This window comes from Streptacidiphilus sp. MAP5-3 (genome assembly GCF_041262505.1).
Taxonomy (GTDB): Bacteria; Actinomycetota; Actinomycetes; order Streptomycetales; family Streptomycetaceae; genus Streptacidiphilus.
The window spans coordinates 19670-38784 of record NZ_JBGCCL010000020.1; the positions used below are offsets into that span (position 1 = coordinate 19670).

16 protein-coding genes are annotated in these 19115 nt (G+C 71.3%); 11 read left to right on the forward strand and 5 right to left on the reverse strand.

Annotated features, from left to right (window positions below; translation table 11 throughout):
* Positions 1 to 2436 (reverse strand): hypothetical protein, encoded by a 2436-nt coding sequence (locus tag ABH928_RS25490; RefSeq protein WP_370070444.1) that lies wholly within the window; start codon positions 2434 to 2436, stop codon positions 1 to 3.
* A 78-nt stretch (positions 2437 to 2514) separates the two neighbouring features.
* Complete coding sequence (locus tag ABH928_RS25495) at positions 2515 to 3246, reverse strand: Crp/Fnr family transcriptional regulator (protein ID WP_370070446.1); 732 nt, start codon at positions 3244 to 3246, stop codon at positions 2515 to 2517.
* Positions 3247 to 3420: 174 nt separating this feature from the next.
* Here ABH928_RS25495 and ABH928_RS25500 point away from each other — a divergent pair, with 174 nt between their 5' ends.
* The 4 genes from ABH928_RS25500 to ABH928_RS25515 all read left to right on the forward strand — a co-directional run bounded on the left by ABH928_RS25500 (position 3421) and on the right by ABH928_RS25515 (position 6781).
* On the forward strand, positions 3421 to 4254 hold the full coding sequence (locus tag ABH928_RS25500; RefSeq protein WP_370070448.1) for a hypothetical protein: 834 nt from the start codon (positions 3421 to 3423) through the stop codon (positions 4252 to 4254).
* Positions 4251 to 4676, forward strand: a complete 426-nt coding sequence (locus ABH928_RS25505; RefSeq protein WP_370070450.1) for a hypothetical protein — start codon at positions 4251 to 4253, stop codon at positions 4674 to 4676. The genes ABH928_RS25500 and ABH928_RS25505 overlap by 4 nt, the downstream gene beginning before the upstream one ends.
* Before the next feature lie 423 nt (positions 4677 to 5099).
* Positions 5100 to 5810, forward strand: a complete 711-nt coding sequence (locus tag ABH928_RS25510; RefSeq protein WP_370070452.1) for a DNA polymerase beta superfamily protein — start codon at positions 5100 to 5102, stop codon at positions 5808 to 5810.
* Between the two features lie 365 nt (positions 5811 to 6175).
* Complete coding sequence (locus tag ABH928_RS25515; RefSeq protein ID WP_370070454.1) at positions 6176 to 6781, forward strand: DNA-binding response regulator; 606 nt, start codon at positions 6176 to 6178, stop codon at positions 6779 to 6781.
* Positions 6782 to 6927: 146 nt separating this feature from the next.
* Here ABH928_RS25515 and ABH928_RS25520 read toward each other — a convergent pair whose 3' ends face one another.
* The 3 genes from ABH928_RS25520 to ABH928_RS25530 all read right to left on the reverse strand — a co-directional run bounded on the left by ABH928_RS25520 (position 6928) and on the right by ABH928_RS25530 (position 11008).
* On the reverse strand, positions 6928 to 8190 hold the full coding sequence (locus ABH928_RS25520) for a sensor histidine kinase (protein ID WP_370070456.1): 1263 nt from the start codon (positions 8188 to 8190) through the stop codon (positions 6928 to 6930).
* 261 nt (positions 8191 to 8451) lie between these two features.
* Positions 8452 to 10872 (reverse strand): TOMM precursor leader peptide-binding protein, encoded by a 2421-nt coding sequence (locus ABH928_RS25525; RefSeq protein ID WP_370070458.1) that lies wholly within the window; start codon positions 10870 to 10872, stop codon positions 8452 to 8454.
* A gap of 7 nt (positions 10873 to 10879) precedes the next feature.
* Positions 10880 to 11008, reverse strand: a complete 129-nt coding sequence (locus ABH928_RS25530; RefSeq protein WP_370070460.1) for a hypothetical protein — start codon at positions 11006 to 11008, stop codon at positions 10880 to 10882.
* Positions 11009 to 11418: 410 nt separating this feature from the next.
* Here ABH928_RS25530 and ABH928_RS25535 point away from each other — a divergent pair, with 410 nt between their 5' ends.
* The 7 genes from ABH928_RS25535 to ABH928_RS25565 all read left to right on the forward strand — a co-directional run bounded on the left by ABH928_RS25535 (position 11419) and on the right by ABH928_RS25565 (position 19066).
* On the forward strand, positions 11419 to 13116 hold the full coding sequence (locus ABH928_RS25535) for an acyl-CoA carboxylase subunit beta (protein ID WP_370070462.1): 1698 nt from the start codon (positions 11419 to 11421) through the stop codon (positions 13114 to 13116).
* Entirely contained in the window at positions 13113 to 13442 is a 330-nt protein-coding gene (locus ABH928_RS25540; protein WP_370070464.1) for a hypothetical protein, read from the forward strand. The genes ABH928_RS25535 and ABH928_RS25540 overlap by 4 nt, the downstream gene beginning before the upstream one ends.
* A gap of 268 nt (positions 13443 to 13710) precedes the next feature.
* Positions 13711 to 14790 carry a 3-oxoacyl-ACP synthase III family protein gene (locus ABH928_RS25545; RefSeq protein WP_370070466.1) on the forward strand — a complete coding sequence of 360 codons (1080 nt, stop codon included), beginning with the start codon at positions 13711 to 13713 and terminating at the stop codon, positions 14788 to 14790.
* A complete protein-coding gene (locus tag ABH928_RS25550; RefSeq protein ID WP_370070468.1) occupies positions 14787 to 16751 on the forward strand; it encodes an HAD-IIIC family phosphatase in 1965 nt (654 codons plus the stop codon). The genes ABH928_RS25545 and ABH928_RS25550 overlap by 4 nt, the downstream gene beginning before the upstream one ends.
* Positions 16741 to 17001 (forward strand): acyl carrier protein, encoded by a 261-nt coding sequence (locus ABH928_RS25555; RefSeq protein WP_370070470.1) that lies wholly within the window; start codon positions 16741 to 16743, stop codon positions 16999 to 17001. Before ABH928_RS25550 ends, ABH928_RS25555 begins: the two co-directional genes overlap by 11 nt.
* On the forward strand, positions 16998 to 17759 hold the full coding sequence (locus tag ABH928_RS25560) for a 2-oxo acid dehydrogenase subunit E2 (RefSeq protein WP_370070472.1): 762 nt from the start codon (positions 16998 to 17000) through the stop codon (positions 17757 to 17759). Before ABH928_RS25555 ends, ABH928_RS25560 begins: the two co-directional genes overlap by 4 nt.
* Positions 17756 to 19066, forward strand: coding sequence for an FAD-dependent monooxygenase (locus ABH928_RS25565; RefSeq protein WP_370070474.1), 1311 nt, complete (start codon positions 17756 to 17758; stop codon positions 19064 to 19066). Before ABH928_RS25560 ends, ABH928_RS25565 begins: the two co-directional genes overlap by 4 nt.
* Positions 19067 to 19115 lie beyond the last annotated feature (49 nt).

A 19115-nucleotide genomic window follows, 5' to 3' on the forward strand; every position in this document is an offset into this window, starting at 1 on the left:
TCAGCCGCCGCAGTCGGTCTGCAGGCTCTGTGCGGCGGAGTTCAACGAGGAGACCTGGCTCGACCCGTCGAACGCGTTGTTCTGCGGATCGTTCTCGTAGGCCTGATACATCTGCACCAGCTGCTGATCGGGCGTCAGGATGTCGTCGAGGTCCGTCTGCACGGAGCTGGACTGAGCCTGCCCCTGGGCCTCCTGCACCGTGGAGGCCATCGTCTGCAGGTCGTTGATCTCGCTCTGCACGTCGGAGAGCAACGTGCTGTCGTCGGGAGGAGTGGACGTCTGACCCGCGTTGTAGGAAGCCATGGCGCTGTTGTAGGCATCGAGCGCGCTGGTCGCGGTGGTGTAGTCGGAGTTGTACTGGTTGACCTCTGACGACCAGGTGGAGGCGATGGCCGTGCACGCGGGATCGACTGAGGGCGAGGTGTCGTCGGTCGGGGTCGTCGTGTCGGTGGGGTTCGTGGTGTCCGTGGGGACCGTCGAGACGACCGGGGCCGAGACCGGCTGGTTGTCCGCGTAGACCGTGACACCCACGCCTACCACGGCGGCGAGGCCGAGCGTGCACGCGAAGGCGAGCCCGGCGATTCCGCCCTTGCCCGCCACGCCGGCGACGACCACGGGCTTGCCCACGACGGTGGTCCCGAGGTGCGACGACGCGGTGGCGTGCGTGGAGGCCTGAGTGCCCGTCATGTGCGAGCCGCCGGCCTGCGACTGCGAGGCGGTCTTGGAGGCGACGTTGGAGCTGACGTTGGAGACGCCCGGCCCCGGGGACGTCGGCACGGACGGTGTCACCTGGACCGGTGGCGTCACGTGGACGGGCGGTGCCACGTGCGCGGGCGGCGGTGTAGCGGGCGGAGCGGCGGGCGGCGTGGTGGCCGGGGTGACCGGCGGGTGCACCGTGGGCACGGTGGGCGCCGGGCTGGGCGGCGTGGGCAGCAGGTGGACCGGCGGCGGGGTGAGGGCCGTCGCCGCGTTGGAGAGGTTCTGGGCCGCTGCTGTCTTCGCGTGCAGGGCGGCTAGTTCCTTCCACAGCACTTCCGCTTCGACCACCAGGGCCGTGGTCAGCGCGACGCGGGTGATCGACTTGCGGCGGGTGCGTGCCTCGCGCAGGAAGAACTCCTCGCCCTGCTTGTCGCCGACGTGCTTGGCCACGGCCCACCCGGCGCCGAGCAGGCTGCCCCAGGCGTCGAACTGCCGGGAGAGGGCCAGCTTGGGCGAGGCGGCGCGGGCCAGCGACACGCCGAGGTCGGCCTGGCCGAGTCGCTCCGCGCGTAGCACCGCGATGTCCAGGGCCTGGAAGTGCGCGGCGACGTCGTCTGGGGTGGTGGCCTGGTCGTCGACCCATGCGGTGAGCGTCCGGCAGAGCTGGTCGGCGGGGAACTCCGACTTCCGAGTGGCCAGCACGCACTCAGCGACGTCCGGTGGGCAGCTGTAGCCGGTCTCCGAGGTGAGCAGCAGGCCGTGGCGGACGAGTCCGGCGGCGAGCGTGTCGGCGTCCGTCCGACCGAGCAGGTCGTTCAGGTGGCGTGCGGCCAGCTCGGCTCCTTCGATCGAGCCGAGCAGGTGCAGCAGGTCGCGCTCCTCCAGCCGGAGTTGCTTCACCAGTGCGGGGAGCAGCTGGGGCAGCGCGGTGATGCTCGGCAGCCCGTTGCCGATCGCGGCCGACATCGCAATGCGTCGCAATTCCAGCGGATTGCCGCGGACCGCGTCGCACAGCGCCTTGACGATCCGCGTCTCGTCTCGTCCCAACTCGCGGTCCAGCAGCGTGTTCACCAGCTCCGCGGCGGCCGAGTCCGTCAGCCCGTCCAGCTGGACCGGGTGCACGTCACTGAGCACGGTCGGCTGCTGTGAGGTGAAGACGAATGTGGACTGCTCGGCCATGTCGAACAGACGACGTAGGTCCTTCTCGTCGAGTCCTGCGTCGTCCAGGTAGATCCGCAGCTTGAGCGTCTGGAGGTGCTCCTTCAGCACCTCCAGCGACGGCTTGTAGTTGAGCGTGTCGAAGCCGATGTCGAAGCTGACGTCGAAGATCGCCTGCGCGAGGTCGTCCGCCGTACGGCCGCCGGCCTCGATGTAGGCGACGCCCTCGGGCCCGCGCGGCAGCGTGCGCGACAGGTGGCGCAGCAGCGCGCTCTTGCCGACCCCGGAGACGCCCCAGAGCTGCACCAGCTGACGGGTCTCGACGGCAGCCTGCATGATCCGGACGTCGTGCTCGCGGCCGATCAGCGGATCGGCGACGGAGCGCGGGAGTTGGGCGATGGGGTGGCGCTTGGCCGGGGCCGGCCGCGGTCCCGGGTGGACGATGATCTTCGAGCCGCGGCGGGCGGTGATCTCCAGGGTGTTCACGGTGTTGTCGTGGCCGACGATCATCGTGCCGCTCACGTCACCGGCCTGCACGTGGGTCTCTTGGATCGCTTCGTTGTCAGGGTTCTCTGGCATCTGCTTCCCCCGTTTCTTCCACGCCCGGGTCCGGCGCTCGGTCATGCTGACAGCAGGACCGGCGGGCAAACCCGATGCTTATACGTGTTTGGAGAGATTCGCTTCCAGCGGGACCGCCTCGGCCGCGATGCGGGAGAGGAGGTCCAGGTCGAGGATGGTGATCCTGCGGTAGCCGGTCTCGACTGCGCCCGACTCCCGCAGTGCTCGCAGGGCCTTGTGGACCGAGGACTCCGCCGCGCCGACCAGGGTGGCCATCTCCGGCTGTGACAGCGGGAGATGGGCCTGGGTGCGACCGGGGCGTCCATAGATGACGGCCAGGTGGTGCAAGATCCTGGCCAGCCGTCCGAGCACGTCGCAGCCGGTGAAGTCGACGATGCGCCCCGTCGCTGTGCGGAGCTTGGCGACGACGCTGGCGTTGAGCGCAAGTGCTATGGCGGGGTGCTGTTTCGTGCACTCCGCCAGCTCGGAGCGCAGGATGTAGCGGGCCAGCACCTTGCCGCAGGCGGTCACGGTGCCGACGCGCGGCTGACCGTCGATCCCGGCGAGTTCGCCGACCAGGTCCCCGGCCATCCGTACGGCCAGCAGCGCCTCGCGGCCGTCGTGGGCGTGCGCGGTGACCTTCACCGTGCCGCCGACCAGGAGCAGCGCGTAGTCCGAGGTGTCGTTTTCGCGAATGGTGATCTGACCGGCCGGGTAGACCACGCCGTGGCCGAGCCCCAGCAGGATCGCGCGGTCGCGCTCGTCGACCCGCCCGAGCAGTCCCGCCGGCGGCCAGTACGTCGCGGCCCCGCGAACCCGTGCGTTGCTCATCGGCCACACCTCTCGTCCTCGTCCGGCCGAAGCCGAACAAGCCGTATTTGTAGCCGTTCTACCCGAGGACCCCTCCCCTACGATCTCGTCAATCATCTTGTCGGCAGCGGAAATCCGGTGCCGACGGCAATCGATCTTCGACTTGCCGGCCCTCGTCGTCGTCGCGGAGGGAACGTGAATCCGAGGTACGAGTACCGAGCGCTGCTGGCGTGCGACATCGCGGGTTCCGCGGGGCGTGGCGAGCAGCGGCTGCAGGAGGTCCGCAGCGTGCTGCGTTCCGCGCTGGCCAGCGCCATGGGCATCGCGGATCTGGACGAGCGGGACTTCGCCTACGTCGACACCGGTGACGGCTGCCAGCTGGTGGCCCCGGCCGGACTGCCCAAGGCGAGACTGCTGGTCCCGCTGCTGCCGGAGCTGAACTCGCGGATCCGCGAGCACAATCGGCATGCAGCAGCGGAGTCCCGGGTGCGGGTGCGGGTCGCCGCGCACGCGGGGGAGATCCGGGTGGATCGGGAGGACACCCGGGGGATCCACGACGCCGTCTCCGGCGCTCCGTTCGAGGCGCTGGCGCGGCTGCTCGACTCGGCCCCGCTGCGGCAGGCGGCCCTGGCCGGTACCAGCGGCACCCCGGTGGCCGCGATCCTGTCGCACCACTTCCACGAGGAGACGGTCGGGCACGGCCACGAGGGGCTCGAATCCGACGCCTTCAGCGTGGCCACGGTCCAGGTGAAGGAGTACACCGCCAAGGCCTGGCTCTGGTATCCGGGCAGCCCCGTCGGGCCGCGGGTCGATGCCGACCTGGACGGCAGCGGCGACGCGGGCCGGGACGGTGGAGGCGACCCTGGTGGGGTCGCAGACCCCGGCTCCGGGGACGCCGAGCGGCCTGCGCTGCCCGAGCAGCGGGCCGCGGAGCAGTCCGTCCATGCCTCAGGACACAGCCGGGCCTATGTCGTGCACAGCGGCGTCCAGCACATCCACAACAACGAGCGGGTGGAATCGAGCCGATGAACGAGGAACTCGCCGAGCTCGCCGCCGGCGGAGCCACCGCGCTGGTCGCGGCGATGGGCACGGACCTCTGGGGTGAGGCGAAGACCCTGATGAGTGGCGTCATCGCGCACGCCCGCCGCAGTCACCGCAGGGAGCTGACCGTAGCGCTGGACCAGGCGTCGACCGCCACGAGGGGAGCGGTCGACGCCACGGTCCTGGACTACTGGACCGAGGTTCTCGCCCAGTTGCTCGACCGGAATCCGGCGCTCGCCCGGGAGGTCACGGCCCTGGCCTCGCTGCGCGGCCAGGAGAGGCCGGGCTTGGCGATCCAGGTCAATTCCGCCACCCACTCCGGGGAGGTGTTTGCCGTGCAGTACGGGAGCCAGCACTTCGCGTCCGGACCGAGATCCCGCGACGCCGAGGACCCCGGGGAACCTGAGTAGTCCGAGGAGCCCTGGCCACCCGGGTAACGACCGTGATCGGAACAGCAGGCGGCCCGCAGGCTTGCTCCCATCCCCGACCTAGGAACGGGGACGTGGGCACCGGAGGACGATCCGGTGGGCCTGCGGGCCGGGTGACTGCTGTGAATTGCGCTTGCGCGCTGTGGAAGTGCCCGCTGCACCAGCCGCTGCGGGCGGGGCGGCGCTAGCGCGCAGCCACCTCACGCGTCCTGAATGTACTCACTACAGGATCACCTCCCTTCGGTGTGCTGCCACGGTAGGCAGGTCGCCTTGGCGATCGCAACGGCTTTTCGGTCGATAATCCGGTGGGCCCGGCCCCGGGCGGCGCGGCAGACTCGCCGCAGACGGAGCAGGGCTGATCAGGGAGGCTGATCAGGCGGGCTCACCAGGCGGGGGGAACGGGGCATGGGCGCGGGACAGGGGCGGGTGCTGCTGGAGGGCGTGGTCGGGTCCACCGCGTACGGGCTGGCGCACGCCGGGTCGGACGTGGACCGGCTGGGCGTCTACGCGGTGCCGACGGAGCGGCTGTTCGGCCTGCACCGGCCCGGGGAGTCCGTGGTGACGACCGCGCCGGACCGGACGCTGCACGAGGCGGCCAAGTGGTGCCGGTTGGCGCTGAGCGCGAACCCGACCGCGTCGGAGCTGGTCTGGCTGCCGGAGGACGGCTACCTGACGCGGACGGCGCTGGGGGAGGAGCTGATCGGCATCCGTCGGTCGTTCCTGAGCGCGCGGGCGGTGCGCAACGCGTATCTCGGCTATGCCACGCAGCAGTTCCGCAAGCTGGTCGCCAGGGAGAGCCGGGAGGGGAGCGGCGCGGTCCCGCCCGCGCGGTTGGCCAAGCATGCCCGGCACCTGCTGCGGCTGCTGGAACAGGGCGTCCACCTGCACCGCAGCGGCGACCTGCGGCTGCGCGTCGACGATCCGGAGCGGCTGCGGGCCGAGGGGGAGCGGATCGCGGCCCGGCCGGGCGAGGCGGAGGCGCGGCTGGCGGCGGCGGAGCAGGCGTTCGCCGCGTCCGGCGTGCTGCCCGCGGCGCCGGACGAGCGCCCGGCGGAGGCCTGGCTTCTCCGGGTGCGCCGCGCGGTGCTCGACGAGCAGGAGTGCACAGCGGGCTGAGGCGCCGGGCCGAGACTGCGGGCCGAGACTGCGGGGCGAGACAACCGGCCGACGTAGCGGTCCGAAGCGGCGGGCAAGGCGGCAGAGGAAGCATTGGCCGTGGGCCAGTCCCGCTTTCGGAGAACCCTTCGCGGGCGTCTCACCGGTGGTTGGCGGGTGCTTCGTGGACGGATTCAAAGGAAATGCAGAGAAACGTCACAGGTGGAATCCCGCGGGCGAAGCGGAAGCCCAAGTCGGTTGCCGCGAAGGAATGTTCGCCGCTGTTCGGACCTCGGTCAGACGCACGAACTCACCGTATGCTGACATGGCATCAACGGGGGGAATTCCTCCCGCGCATGCGCGTTGACGGAAGGCGGTGGTGGAGCGTGATCAGCATCCTGATCGCTGAGGACATGCTCATGCTTCGGAAGGCCCTGGTTTCACTCCTGAGCCTGGAAGACGACCTGGAGATCGTCGGCGAGACCGCGCGGGGAGACGAGATCCTGCCGCTGGCGCTGAGACTCAGACCCGACGTCGCGGTCCTCGACATCGAACTGCCCGGCATGGACGGCATCACCGCGAGCGAGTGCCTGCACAAGCAGCTCCCCAGCTGCCGGACGATGATCCTCACCAGCCTCGGGCGTCCGGGGAACCTGCGTCGGGCGCTGGCCGCGCACGCGGTCGGCTTCATGCTCAAGGACGCCGAGCCGGACGTGCTGGCGAACGCCATCCGCTCGGTCGCCGCGGGCGGCCACGCCATCGACCCCAAGCTGGCGCTGGCGGCCCTGGAGGCCGAGACCAGCCCGCTGACGCCGCGCGACATCGAGGTGCTGCGGCTGACCGCCGAGGGGGAGGACGTCGGGCAGATCGCGGCCCGGCTCTTCCTGGCCTCCGGTACGGTCCGGAACTACCTGACCAACATCGTGACCAAGCTCAACGCGCGCAACCGCCTGGACGCGGTGCGGATCGCGAAGGAGTCCGGCTGGCTCTGAGCCGATCGGCGCTGGGCGGCCGGTTCTGGGCCAGCCGGTTCTGAGCAGGTCGGTTCTGAGCAGGTCGGTTCTGAGCAGGTCGGCGCGGCGGTCGGAGCTGCAGAGTGGCCTGTCGGCCGCCCGCCGGGTTCAGCCCACTGCCGGGTTCAGCACACTGCCAGGTCGGCCGAGGCGGGCGTCGACTCGGCCTCCGACTCCGCGGCAGGCGCGGCGGGCTCCGAGGGGAGTTCGACGACGGCCCGGAGCAGGTAACCGTCGTCGGCCGTGCCCGCGCTGAGGGAGCCGCCGAGCTCGCTCAGGCGCTGTGTCAGGTTGACGATCCCGCTGCCGCCGGGCCCACCCGAGCCGCTGTCCGAGACGTGGCCGTCCTCGTGCTTGTGCCCGTGGCCGTGATGTCCCCGGCCGCCGCGTTCGACGGACGGCGGGATGCCGGGCAGGGCTGCCGCGCCGTCGTTCCACAGGGTCAGCGTGACCATCGGCGGGGCCAGGCGGAGGGCGATCCGGCAATGGCCCGCCTTGCTGTGGCGCAGCATGTTGGTGACGCCCTCGCGCAGCACCGCGACCAGCGTGGCGTCGACCTCGGTCGGCAGCTGCAGGCCGTCCGGGATGTCGACCTCGGCGTCGATGCCGACCGAGCTCAGCATCGACTGCACCGCCAGGGCCTCCGGAAGGACGGTCTTGGAGCGGTAGTTGCTGGCCAGCGTGCGCACGTCGGAGAGGGCCTGACGGGAGATCTGCAGGATCTCCTCCAGCTCGTGCTGGGCCCGGTCGGGCTGGCTGGTGACGATCCGGTGCGCGAACTCGCACTTCAGGGTGACCGTGGAGATGCTGTAGCCGAGCAGGTCGTGCAGGTCGCGGGCGAAGCGCAGCCGCTCCTGCATCACCGCGACGCGGGCCAACTCGATGCGGGCCAGGTGCAGTTCCGAGACGAGGTCGGACATCCGGCTCAGACCGGTGACGATGGCCGCGGTCAGCGCGACGGCGACGATGTTGTAGAGCATGTCGCCGACCGGGTAGCCGACCAGCAACTGCACCGGAGCGGCGGCGGCGACGACCAGTCCGAAGACCGTCCAGCCGGCCGCCGCGGGCAGCACCAGCAGCGCCGAGGAGGCGAGGAACCCGGGCATGCCGAGCCAGGCGTCCCCGTAGAAGAAGAACGGCACGTAGGTGAGCACCGCCTGCAGCGCCAGGCTCTCGCGTCGGTACGGCGCCAGGCGCGGGGCGATCGCCGGGAAGGAGTGGAGCGTCTGCAGGGCCAGCAGCACGCTGAGGATGATGACGAATCCCAGCAGCCCGATGGCCGAAAGGCGGTTGCTCACCGCGTAGCTGAGCGCGATCAGGAAGAATCCGACGATCACGACGCCGGTGATCACCTGCGCCGTTCGTGGGGCGAAGTTCGCCAAGCCCATGGCCGGTTTACCGGATCCGGATCCCGAACCGGTTCCAGAACCCGAACCCGATCCGGACGTAACGGAACCGGTCTTGTGGAACTCCCCCACGACTACCCCCCACCAACTCAGGCCAGCGGTGTGCGCGACGAGGTCATCCTAGGAGAAACAACGTCGGAAGTGTGTTGCCGAAGTATGTGCTTTCGGCCCTTTCCGTTACGGGAACACTGTTGCTGGAACCAATGGCGTACCGGGAGTTGACTGCGGTAGAGCGGCACATGGTCAGAGGAAGAACGGGATGGGGTTGAGGTCCTCGTAGCGGGTCGGGGTCTGCTGCCAGCCCAGTCGGACCGGTACGTCGTAGAGCCGCCCGGCGGCGAACCGGGCCCAGAACGGGCGCAGACCAGGGACGATCACCTTGGCCACCGGGATGCCGAGGTCGGGCCGGGTCTGGTCGAGGACCAGCAGTTCCAGACCGTGGCCGCGCAGCAGTTCCACCACGTCCAGCACGTCGTCGCGCAGGTCGGCGCGGGGCCGGTAGGGGAAGTCGGCGGGTGAGCGGGTGGGCGCGGCCGGGTCGGGCAGCAGGTAGGGCTGGTTCTCCGTGGTGGCGCGCCGGAACCAGTCGAGGGTGACCGGGTCGTCGCAGCCGTAGCCGGTGCCGTCCTTCGCGTCCAGGACGGCGGGCAGCATCTGGTTGCTCTCGGACAGCGCGCGGCGCAGCGCGACCCGGGAGTCGAAGTGGGCGCCGAAGCCCATGACGATGTCCTGGGGAGACGCTGTCCGGCTCTCCGTGAGGGCCGTGAGGGCCGAGAAGGCGGCGAAGACGGGGATGCCGAGGTCGGCGGTGAGGTCCAGCGCCCAGACGGTGCGGCCCATGTCTTGATGGACCGTCAGATGCTCGGCGATCCACGGGTCGGCGTAGGCGGCGAGGTCCACGGCCGGGCGGCGCAGCCGGTTGTACCACCACAGGGCGACGCTGTCCCGCTCGACCAGCTCCAGGAAGCCCTGGACGATCGCGTCCTCCAGGCTGCTGCCGGCGGCGGTGCCGTTGGACGTGGCCTGGCAGACGACGCGTCCGGGCGGTTGCGGCGCGCGGTAGTAGAGGAGGGCGGTGGGCAGCCAGCGCTGACGATTTCCGGTCAGCGACCAGACCGGCGTCCAGTCGAGCTGCTCGTCCTCGTCCACGGGGTCGCAGAGTTGGTTGAAGGCGCCGCGCGGCGCTGCGCCGGGTGCGCTCCGCTCGGCGTACCACTCGACGACCTGGCGCGGGTGGAAGAGCTGGACCAGGTCCGGGTGGAGGGCGTCGGGGCCGAGTTCGCGGAGGGAGGCGCGGACGACGGTCTCGTCGCCCTGGTAGTGGCCGCTGTGCCGTTCCAGCGCCTCGCACAGCGCGCTGACCTTGGCGTGCAGGGGCGTGGCGCCCTTGCCGGAGCTCCACGTGCGCAGCCCCGCGCGGACGGCGGCGTGGTCGCGGGCGACAGTGGCCGGATTGTCGCCCGCGCGGTAGCAGTTGAGGAAGGCGGGCCCGCGGCTGTCGCGGCGCAGTTCGCGGACCGCGCCGGTGACCGGGCTGACCAGGTGTCCGTACGCGTCCAGGACCTGCTGCGGCGAGGCGGAGCGGTGGTCGCCCCCGTCGAGCCGGACCTTGGGCCGGGAGACCGGGACCACCGGTGCGGTGATCCGCTCGGCGACCAGGGTCGGGTTGCCGCAGCAGGGGCACTGCGGGCGGCGGACGACGGTGTGGCGGCGGCTCTCCAGGGTCGTCGTGTCCAGGGTGACCAGGTCCGCCTGGTGCGGAGTGCGGAGGCCGCCGAGCCACTTGGCCGCCTCCAGGGCGGCGAGGTGGACGGCCGCCGCCGCTCCGGCGGGGTGGGCGCTCGGCGGGTGCGGCACCGGGCCGCTGCGGCCGAGGAGTTGCTGCAGGCGGGTCTCCGGCTGGCGGTTGAGCCGCAGCCGGTGGGCCATGCAGTGCCAGCAGGCGTTCTGCTGCGGGACCAGGACGGGCCCGATCCAGCAGGACGGGCCGCTGGGCTTGAAGAGCAGCCAGGGGCGACCGGTGGCGCGCTGTTCGGCGTCGATCCGGTCGAGGGCTGCGTCGAGGTAGTCGTCACAGGCGACGACGGTGAGGTCGGCCGCCGCAGCGGCCGTCGCCGTGCCGGACTGCTGTCCGGTCGCGTCGTCCGCGACCACGGTCAGTCCGGCCGTGCGGAAGGCGGCGAGGACGTCGTCCCGGTCGGTCGAGCCGAGGCAGAGCAGGCGGACCGAGGCGTCGGCCACCGTGCGGGCGGCCTGCTGGCCGTTGAGTCCGGCCAGCTCCCAGTAGGCCAACTCCGAAGCGTCGTACGGCCGGTCGGCTGGCTGCCGGTCGCCCGGATGCCGACCGGCGGGCCGGTGGCGGGGAGGGGCGGTGTCGGTGAGGAGACCAGCGCGGGAGAGCCGGGTGAGGACCTCGCCGGTCCGTTCCGGATCCAGCGCCGGACGCAGCGCGGCGGCGTCGGCCAGCAGCCGTTCCCGGTTCCGGGTGCCGTCGAGCAGCGGGGCGAGGGTCGCGATCAGCGTTCCGCGCAGCACGGTCACGCCGTGGGCGGAGATCAGGTAGACCCCCTCGCCGGGGACGGTCTCGACGCGGAGGTGCGGCTTGAAGCCGACCCCTGCGGCGGCCGACGGGAGGGCGAGCGTCCGGTGCTCCAGTCTCCTCACCGGTGGGTCACTCGTTCTCGGAGCCGGTGTTGAAGCAGAAGCACATGCCCAGGGGAGTGGTCTCAGCGGGGATGTACTGCAGGTTCTCGATGACGAGGTCGGTGGTCTCGGTGCACAGCAGCGTCTCGTTCAGCATGGCGAACTCCTTGGTTTCTGGGGGAAGGACTTCTCTGGAGCGCGTGCGATTCCGGGTGTGCACGGGCAACGGGGTGCGGGGTGCGGCCTGGCGCCTGGCTGCACCGGAGTAACCCGAGAGCGCTTCTCGTACTGCTGCTCAAAGTTCGTACTGCTGTGTGGCGAGACCACTGTGCCGCTCAGGAAGGACGCGGGGCCAGTGCCCGGGTCACCGGTCCGGCGTGCAGAAATCACGGATCCGACAATTGCGGTGACGGTGCGCGTACGGTCCGTCACAAGACCGGTCGTCCGCCCTGGTTGGGACAGTGCCGGGGCGGGATTCGAGGACGGCACGAGCAGTGGCCGCGATGCTCCCCAGCCCCACGGGCGGTACGCGAGGAGGCGCCCGTCTGCTTACGGGAAGGGCCTGGCATGACTGTGATCGACGAAGGCCGGACGGTACTGGCGGCCGAGCGTCCGGTCCGACTGCACGTCGCGCCGCAGCACGACGTGCAGGAGGCACCGGAGGCTCCGGCGGCATCAGAGGCTCCCGAGGGAGAGGAGCAGCCGGCGGCGCGGCCGAACTCCGCGGCGCTGGCCGCCGAGTTGGCCGCGCGGAAGGTGCAGCTGGAGGCGGGACCGAGCGAGCAGGCCACCGCGGCCCAGCACGCCAAGGGCAAGCTGACCGCCCGTGAGCGGATCGACCTGCTGCTGGACCCGGACACCTTCGTGGAGGTGGAGGGCCTGCGCCGGCACCGCGCCACCGGCTTCGGGCTGGAGCACAAGCGCCCCTGGACCGACGGTGTGGTGGCGGGCTGGGGCCTGGTCGACGGACGCCAGGTGTTCGTCTTCGCGCACGACTTCCGGATCTTCGGCGGGGCGCTGGGCGAGGCCCACGCGCAGAAGATCCAGAAGGTGATGGACATGGCCGCCACGACCGGCTCCCCGCTGGTCGGCCTCTGTGACGGGGCGGGCGCGCGGATCCAGGAGGGCGTCACCGCGCTCACCGGCTACGGCGAGATCTTCCGGCGCAATGTCCGCAACTCCGGGGTGATCCCACAGATCAGCGTGATGCTGGGCCCGTGCGCGGGTGGTGCGGCGTACTCGCCGGCACTGACCGACTTCGTCTTCATGGTCCGCGACATCGCGCAGATGTTCATCACCGGACCGGACGTCGTCCGGGCCGTGACCGGTGAGGAGATCAGTCAGAACGGGCTGGGCGGCGCGGACGTGCACGCCGCCACCACCGGCGTCGCCCACGCCGTCTTCGACGACGAGGAGACGTGCCTGCTCGAAGTCCGCTACCTGCTCTCGCTGCTGCCTGCCAACAACCGCGAACTGCCGCCCGCCGAACCGGTCGTGGACCCGGCCGACCGGTCCTGCCCGGCGCTGCTGGACCTGGTGCCCGCCGATCCGGTGCGCTCCTACGACATGCGCGCGGTGATCCGGGAGATCGCTGACGACGGCGAGTTCTACGAGGTCCACCAGCAGTGGGCGGGCAACGTGCTCTGCGTGCTGACCCGGCTCGGCGGCCAGGTGGTGGGCATCGTCGCCAACCAACCGCAGGTGCTGGCAGGAGTGCTGGACATCAGCGCCAGCGAGAAGGCGGCGCGGTTCGTGCAGTTCTGCGACTCCTTCAACATCCCGCTGGTGACCCTGGTCGACGTCCCCGGCTTCCTGCCCGGCGTGGTGCAGGAGCACGGCGGGGTGATCCGGCACGGGGCCAAGCTGCTGTACGCGTACTGCAACGCGACGGTGCCGCGGATCTCGCTGATCCTGCGCAAGGCCTACGGCGGCGCGTACATCGTCATGGACTCCCGCTCGATCGGGGCCGACCTGGCGCTGGCCTGGCCGACCAACGAGATCGCGGTGATGGGCGCGGAGGGCGCGGCCAACGTGGTCTTCCGCCGCGAGATCGCCGCCTCGGACGACCCGGACGCGACCCGCGCGGAGCTGATCGCGCAGTACCGCGAGGATCTGATGCATCCCTACTACGCGGCCGAGCGCGGGCTGGTGGACGACGTGATCGACCCGGCCGAGACCCGCAGCCGCCTGATCAGCGCCCTGGCCATGCTGCGGACCAAGGACACCGTCCTGCCGGCCCGCAAGCACGGGAACCAGCCGCAGTGAGCGGCGACGCGTACGTCGGGGGCCACGCGTCCGTGAGCGACCACGCGTACGTCGGGGGCCACGCGTCCGTGAGCGACCACGCGTACGTCGGGGGCCACGCGTCCGTGAGCGACCACGCGTACGTCGGGGACGACAGTCTGCGGATCGAGCGGGGGCAGCCCTCGGCAGAGGAGGTGGCCGTGCTGGCCGCGCTGCTGACGCTACGTCAGACACAGCCTGAGGAAACACAGTCCGACGCCGGTGCGGACGGCAGGCGTCCGGGACGCGGCCGGGCCCGATGGAAGTCGTCAGGATCGCGTCAGCCGGGTGGGTGGGGCGCGCCGTGAGGCGTTGCTCTACGCGCGTGGCGAGCGTCACACTTTCGGGCCCGGCGGGGTGGGGCGGTCCGTGCAGGAGTGGTGAACCCGCAGGTCAGCGGCTCGAAAGTGCCTCAAGTTGCCGTCGAGAGGCCCGCCTTAGCGTCGAGCACGCCGCCAGCGGCCTGGTGTTCGACCAGGCCCGACACGGGTCGCGCGCGCAGGGACAGGCCCCGGGACGGCCGGTGGCGCCGACCGAACAGTCCGTATCCACCTTGAGTCGAATGAGGTGACTCCTTTGAGAATCTCCGGTCTCAGTGAGGTACTTCCGGGCGAGCCGGTCAGCAACGCCGACATGGCCGAGCGTTTCGGCCTGCACGAGCGCTGGCTCGACCGGATGACCGGAAACCGCGCCCGGTATTTCTGTGAGCCCGACAGCCCCGACGGTGTGCCCAAGAACACCGGCGACCTCGCCACCGCGGCGGGCGAGCAGGCGCTGCGGGCCGCAGGCGTAGAGCCGGGGTCGGTCGACTTCCTGATCCTGTCCACCGGTTCGCCGGACTTCCTGATGCCGGCCACGGTGAATACCGTCGCCGACCGGCTCGGACTCAACGACCTGCCGACGCTCCAGCTCTCGGCCGGGTGCGCGGGCGCGGTGCAGGGGCTCTACACCGCCCAGGCGCTGCTGACCGCGGGTGCCCGGCGCGGGCTGGTCATCGGCGCCGACAGCGTCGTCAAGCTGTGGCCCGCCAACCGGCAGTTGGGGAAGATCAGCCCGGCCGAGCTGGCCAACTTCGCGCTGTTCGGCGACGGCGCGGGCGCGGCCGTGGTCGAGGCCGAGGAGGACGGGCCCGGGCTGCTCGTCGAGCGGATCGTGCTGCGTGCGGTCGGCAAGGGCCGGGCCCCGGCGCAGACCGTGCGCTGGTACGGGGCGGACGGCGCGCCGTTCGTCACCGGTCCGGACGGCAAGGAGCGCCGCGAGGCGATGGGCCAGGAGGACTACAAGGCGATCGAGCGCCACGTCCCCGAGCTGGCCGACAGCCTGCTGCGGGAGCTCTCCGCCTCGGTCGGCTGGCCGGTCGAGGAGGTCGAGCACGTGCTGACGCCGCAGCTCAACGGCGTGATGGCGGAGAAGATCCGGGAGCGCCTCGGGGTCCGTCCGGAGCAGGCGGTGCACTGCGTGGACGTGACCGGCAACAGCGGCAACGCGCTGCCGCTGATCCAGCTGTACCGGGCCTTCCGCCGCGCGGAGGAACAGGGCGTGGACGGCGCGCGGATGCTGGCGACGGCGATCGAGTCGTCCAAGTGGATCGTCTCCGGTCTGGCCATGCGCTACCAGGCTCCCTCCGATGCGGCTGCTTCGGAGGGGAACCGGTGACCACGACACCCGAGGCCCCCTCGACCCAGGTCCGGCGGAGCGCGCTGCGCGAGCTGCGCGCGCTGAAGAAGACCGGACTGCACGGCGCGGGCGACGCGGTCGTCGCGCTGCTGGACGAGATGGACGCGCAGGGCGACCCGCTCGTGCTGGAGTCCGCCGGGGCACTGCTCGACGCGGGCCAGCGTGAGGCGCTGCAGCAGGAGAACCGTTTCTCCGACTACCGGATCGCGCTGCTCGGTTCCTCCACCCTCGACTCCCTTCCGCACCTGCTCGCCGCCGAGTTGGTACGCCGCCGCACGCTGCCGGAGATCCGCTCCGCCGGGTTCAACCAGTGGCGGCTGGAGATCCTCTCCGGCGCGCCCGCGCTGGCCTCGCTGCAGCCGCAGCTGGTCGCGCTGCTGCTCGACGACGCGGCAGTCTTCGAGTCCGTCGCCGACCCGCTCGACCTCGACGAGGTCGAGCGTCGTTGCGCGGCCTTCCCTCAGGAGCTGGCCGACTGGGCGGAGCAGTGCCGCGCCACCCTCGGTGGACTGCTGGTGCTGGCCACCGTCCCGCTGACCGCGCTGCGTTCGGACCGGCTGGTGGACTACCGGGGAAAGGCGCGGCTGGCAGCCGCCTGGCAGCGGATGAACGCCGAGATCCTGGGCCTGGCCACCCGGTTGGAGCGCACCGTGGTGCTCGCCTGGGAGACCGTGGCGCAGCACGCGGGCGGCGGCTTCGCGGCCGGCGGTTTCGCGGCCGGCGGTTTCGCCGCGGCCGACCGGATGCGGCACGCCGCCGGACACGCCTACGCGCCCGAGTACCTGCACGCCTACGCCGCCGAGCTGGCCCGCGTCGTCCGCGCGGACCAGGGCAAGGCCCGCAAGTGCCTGGTGCTGGACCTGGACCACACGCTCTGGGGCGGCGTCGTCGGCGACGACGGCGTGGCCGCGCTGCGGATCGGCGGGGCCTTCCCCGGCTCGGCGCACCTGGAGCTCCAGGCGCTGGCCGCCGACCTCAAGGCGCAGGGCGTGATGCTCGCGGTCTGCTCCAAGAACGAGGACGCGGTGGCTCGCGAGGCCATGGCCACCCACCCGGAGATGCTGCTGCGCCCGGACAGCTTCGTGGCCATCGCCGCCTCCTGGGACCCCAAGCCCGAGGCCGTGGGCGGGTTGGCCCGGACGCTCAACATCGGCTCCGACGCGATGGTCTTCGTCGACGACAACCCCGTCGAGCGCGGCCTGATGCGCGAACTGCGGCCCGAGGTCGCCACGGTGGAGCTGCCGACCGACCCGGCCCGCTACGCGTCCACCGTCGCCGCGCGCGGCGAGTTCAACCTGCTGACGCTGACCGACGAGGACCGGGTCCGCACCCAGCTCTACCGGGCCGAGGCCGACCGCGCCGAACTCCAGCGCAGCACCGGCAGCCTGGACGAGTACCTGGCCGGGCTCGGCTCCGAGCTGACGGTCGAGCCGATGAACGAGCTCAGCCGCGCCCGGATCGTCCAACTCTTCGGCAAGACCAACCAGTTCAACCTGACCGGCCGCCGCTACGCCGAGGACGAGGTGGTCTCGCGCTCGGACGCGGGCGAGGCGGTCTTCCTCAGCGGACGGCTGCGCGACCGCTTCGGCGACAACGGCCTGATCGCCGCGCTCGCCGTCGGCCGGGACGCGCAGGGCGTCTGGGAGGTCGAGAACTTCGTGCTCAGCTGCCGGGTCTTCTCCCGGTACGTCGAGCAGACGGTGATCGGGCTGGTGCTGCGCGCCGCGCTCGCCGTCGGCGCGCACGAGGTGCGTGCCTCCTACGCCCGCACCGCCAAGAACGGTGCCTTCGCCGAGTTCTGGACCGGCCTCGGCTTCGCGGTCGACGACGCCGCGTCCACTCCCGAGCGGCAGGTCTACGTCCATGACCTGAAGTCGCTCTCCGACCTGCCGAGCTCGGTCTCGGTCGACTCCACGAAGGAGCCCCTCGATGTCTTCTGACGCCGCAACTCTGGTGATTGAGGTCGTGGCCCAGGTGCTGGACCTGGACGAGGACGAGATCTCCGTGGACGCGAACTTCGCCGACCTGCCCGGCTGGGACTCCGTCAACGCCATGCGCGTACTGGTGCTGCTGGAACGCGAGTTGGGCGCGCCGGTGGACTACGACTCCTTCGCCACCGCGCACACCGTGGCCGACATGGTGGAAGCGGTCGCCGAGGTCTCGGGCGTCTCGGAGGTGAGCAGAGGATGAGCGCCGCGCTCCAGCCGCTGCCGGTCGGACGACGCGGCACCTGGACCTTCCTCCACGACGCCCGCAGCACCTGCCACGTGTACCTCGACACCGAGGTCGACGCGACCCGGATGCGCGAGGTGCGCAAGGCCGCCGACGGCAAGGTCGGCTATGTCAGCCTGCTGGTGAAAGCCGCCGCCGAGGTCGTTGCCGAGGTGCCCGAGGCCCGCTCGGTGCTGCGGCCCGGATGGCTGCGGCCCAGTATCGCCGAGGCGCAGCAGATCCACGCCAAGGTGCTCTTCGACCGGACCGTCGCCGGAGCACGCTGCGTGCTGTCCGGCGTGGTCGAGTCGGTGCCGGAACTCTCCGTGCTCCAGGTGCAGGAGGCCGTCGACGCCTTCAAGGACGCCGATCCCGAGGACCCCCAGGGCCCGTTCGCGGCGCAGAGGAAGATGCGCGGCCTGCCGCTGCCGGTGGCCCGGCTGATCTACAAGGCGGCGATGCGCGATCCCGGTCGCCGGGCGGCACTTCAGGGCGTCTTCTCGGTGACCTCGGTCGGCCAGGAGCAGGTCCGCGTGATCTACCCGATGATCTCGGGCACGTTCGGCTTCGGCATCGGCCGGATCCGGGACGTCCCGGTGGCGGTGGACGGCCAGGTCCGGATCGGACCGGTCTGCACCGTCTCCCTCGCCTTCGACCACCGCGTGGTCGACGGAGCCGTGGCCTCGGACGTCCTGGCCCGGACCAAGAACCGTCTCGAGACCCTGGAGATGCCATGAGTGACCGCACTGATCGGGCCGAGCGCGAGCTCACCACGGACGTCCTGATCGTCGGCGGCGGCCCGGCCGGAGCCCTGCTGGGCTGCCTGCTGGCCCGGCGCGGCATCGACGTCGTCGTCGCCGAGAAGCAGGAGACGCTGGACCGCGAGTTCCGCGGCGAGACCATCGCCGCGCCGTCCGTGGTCACCCTGCAGCGGCTCGGCTTCGGACCGGCGCTGCGCGAGCACGGCTACCTGTCCACCAACGGCGTCAAGATGCGGATGGAGGGCCACGACGTCTTCCAGGTCGACTACAACCGCTTCGATGTCGGCGTGCTGCCCATCGACATCCCGCAGCCCTCGCTGATCGGGATCTTCCACGAGGCCGCGGCGGCGCTGCCCAACCACAGCTACCTGCCCGGCACCTCGTTCACCTCGCTGATCGAGGAGGACGGCGTGGGCGGTGCCGTGCGCGGCGCGGTGCTGCGGCACCGCGACGGTTCGCGCACCCGCGTCCACGCGCGCCTGGTCGTCGGCGCGGACGGCCGGTTCTCCAAGGTGCGCAAGGCGGCCGGGATCAACGCCGACGTCACGCCGATGGAGCGCGACTTCCTCTGGATCCGGCTGCCGCGCCCGGCCGGCTGGGGCGACGACGCGGACCTGGTCGTGCGCGGCGACCGGCAGTTGGTGATCCTGCCGACCTTCCCCGACCTGCTGCGCATCGGCCACAACCTGCCCAAGCGCGGTCTCGGTGAGCTGCGCAGCGAGGGCATCGCCACGTTCCGCGACAGCATCGCGGAGATCGACCCGCGGCTGCGCCCGCTGCTGGACGAGCACCTGACCGACTGGGAGAACACCGGCTTCCTGGAGATCTTCACCGCCGAGGTGGAGCAGTGGGCCAAGGACGGTCTGGTGCTGATCGGCGACGCCTCCCACACCTGCACCCCGATCCTGGGCCAGGGCGTCAACCTGGCCATCCAGGACGCGGTCTGTCTGGTCCCGGCGGTGGCCGAGGCGCTGACGAAGGGTCAGGAAGTCCGCCAGCCGCTGCCCGCGTCGGCGTTCGCGGAGTTCGCCGCGTCCCGCAAGAAGCACAAGTCGTTCGTCACGCGCTACCAGCGGATGCAGGAGGGCGCGCTCGCCCAGTCCAAGCCGCTGGCGGTGCTGCTGCGCCGGACCCGGTTCCGGCTGCTCAACGCCCTGCCGCTGAAGTACCGGATCTTCGGCAAGGTCATCAACGCCCCGCACCCGATCGACGCGGAGGACCTGCGTCTGGCGCGGATCGACACGTCGACCGCCCCGGCCCAGCCGCCCACCGCCACCGCCTGAAGCCAGGCCAGGCCGAGCCAGGCCGAGCCCGCTCCCCGCTACCCGTACT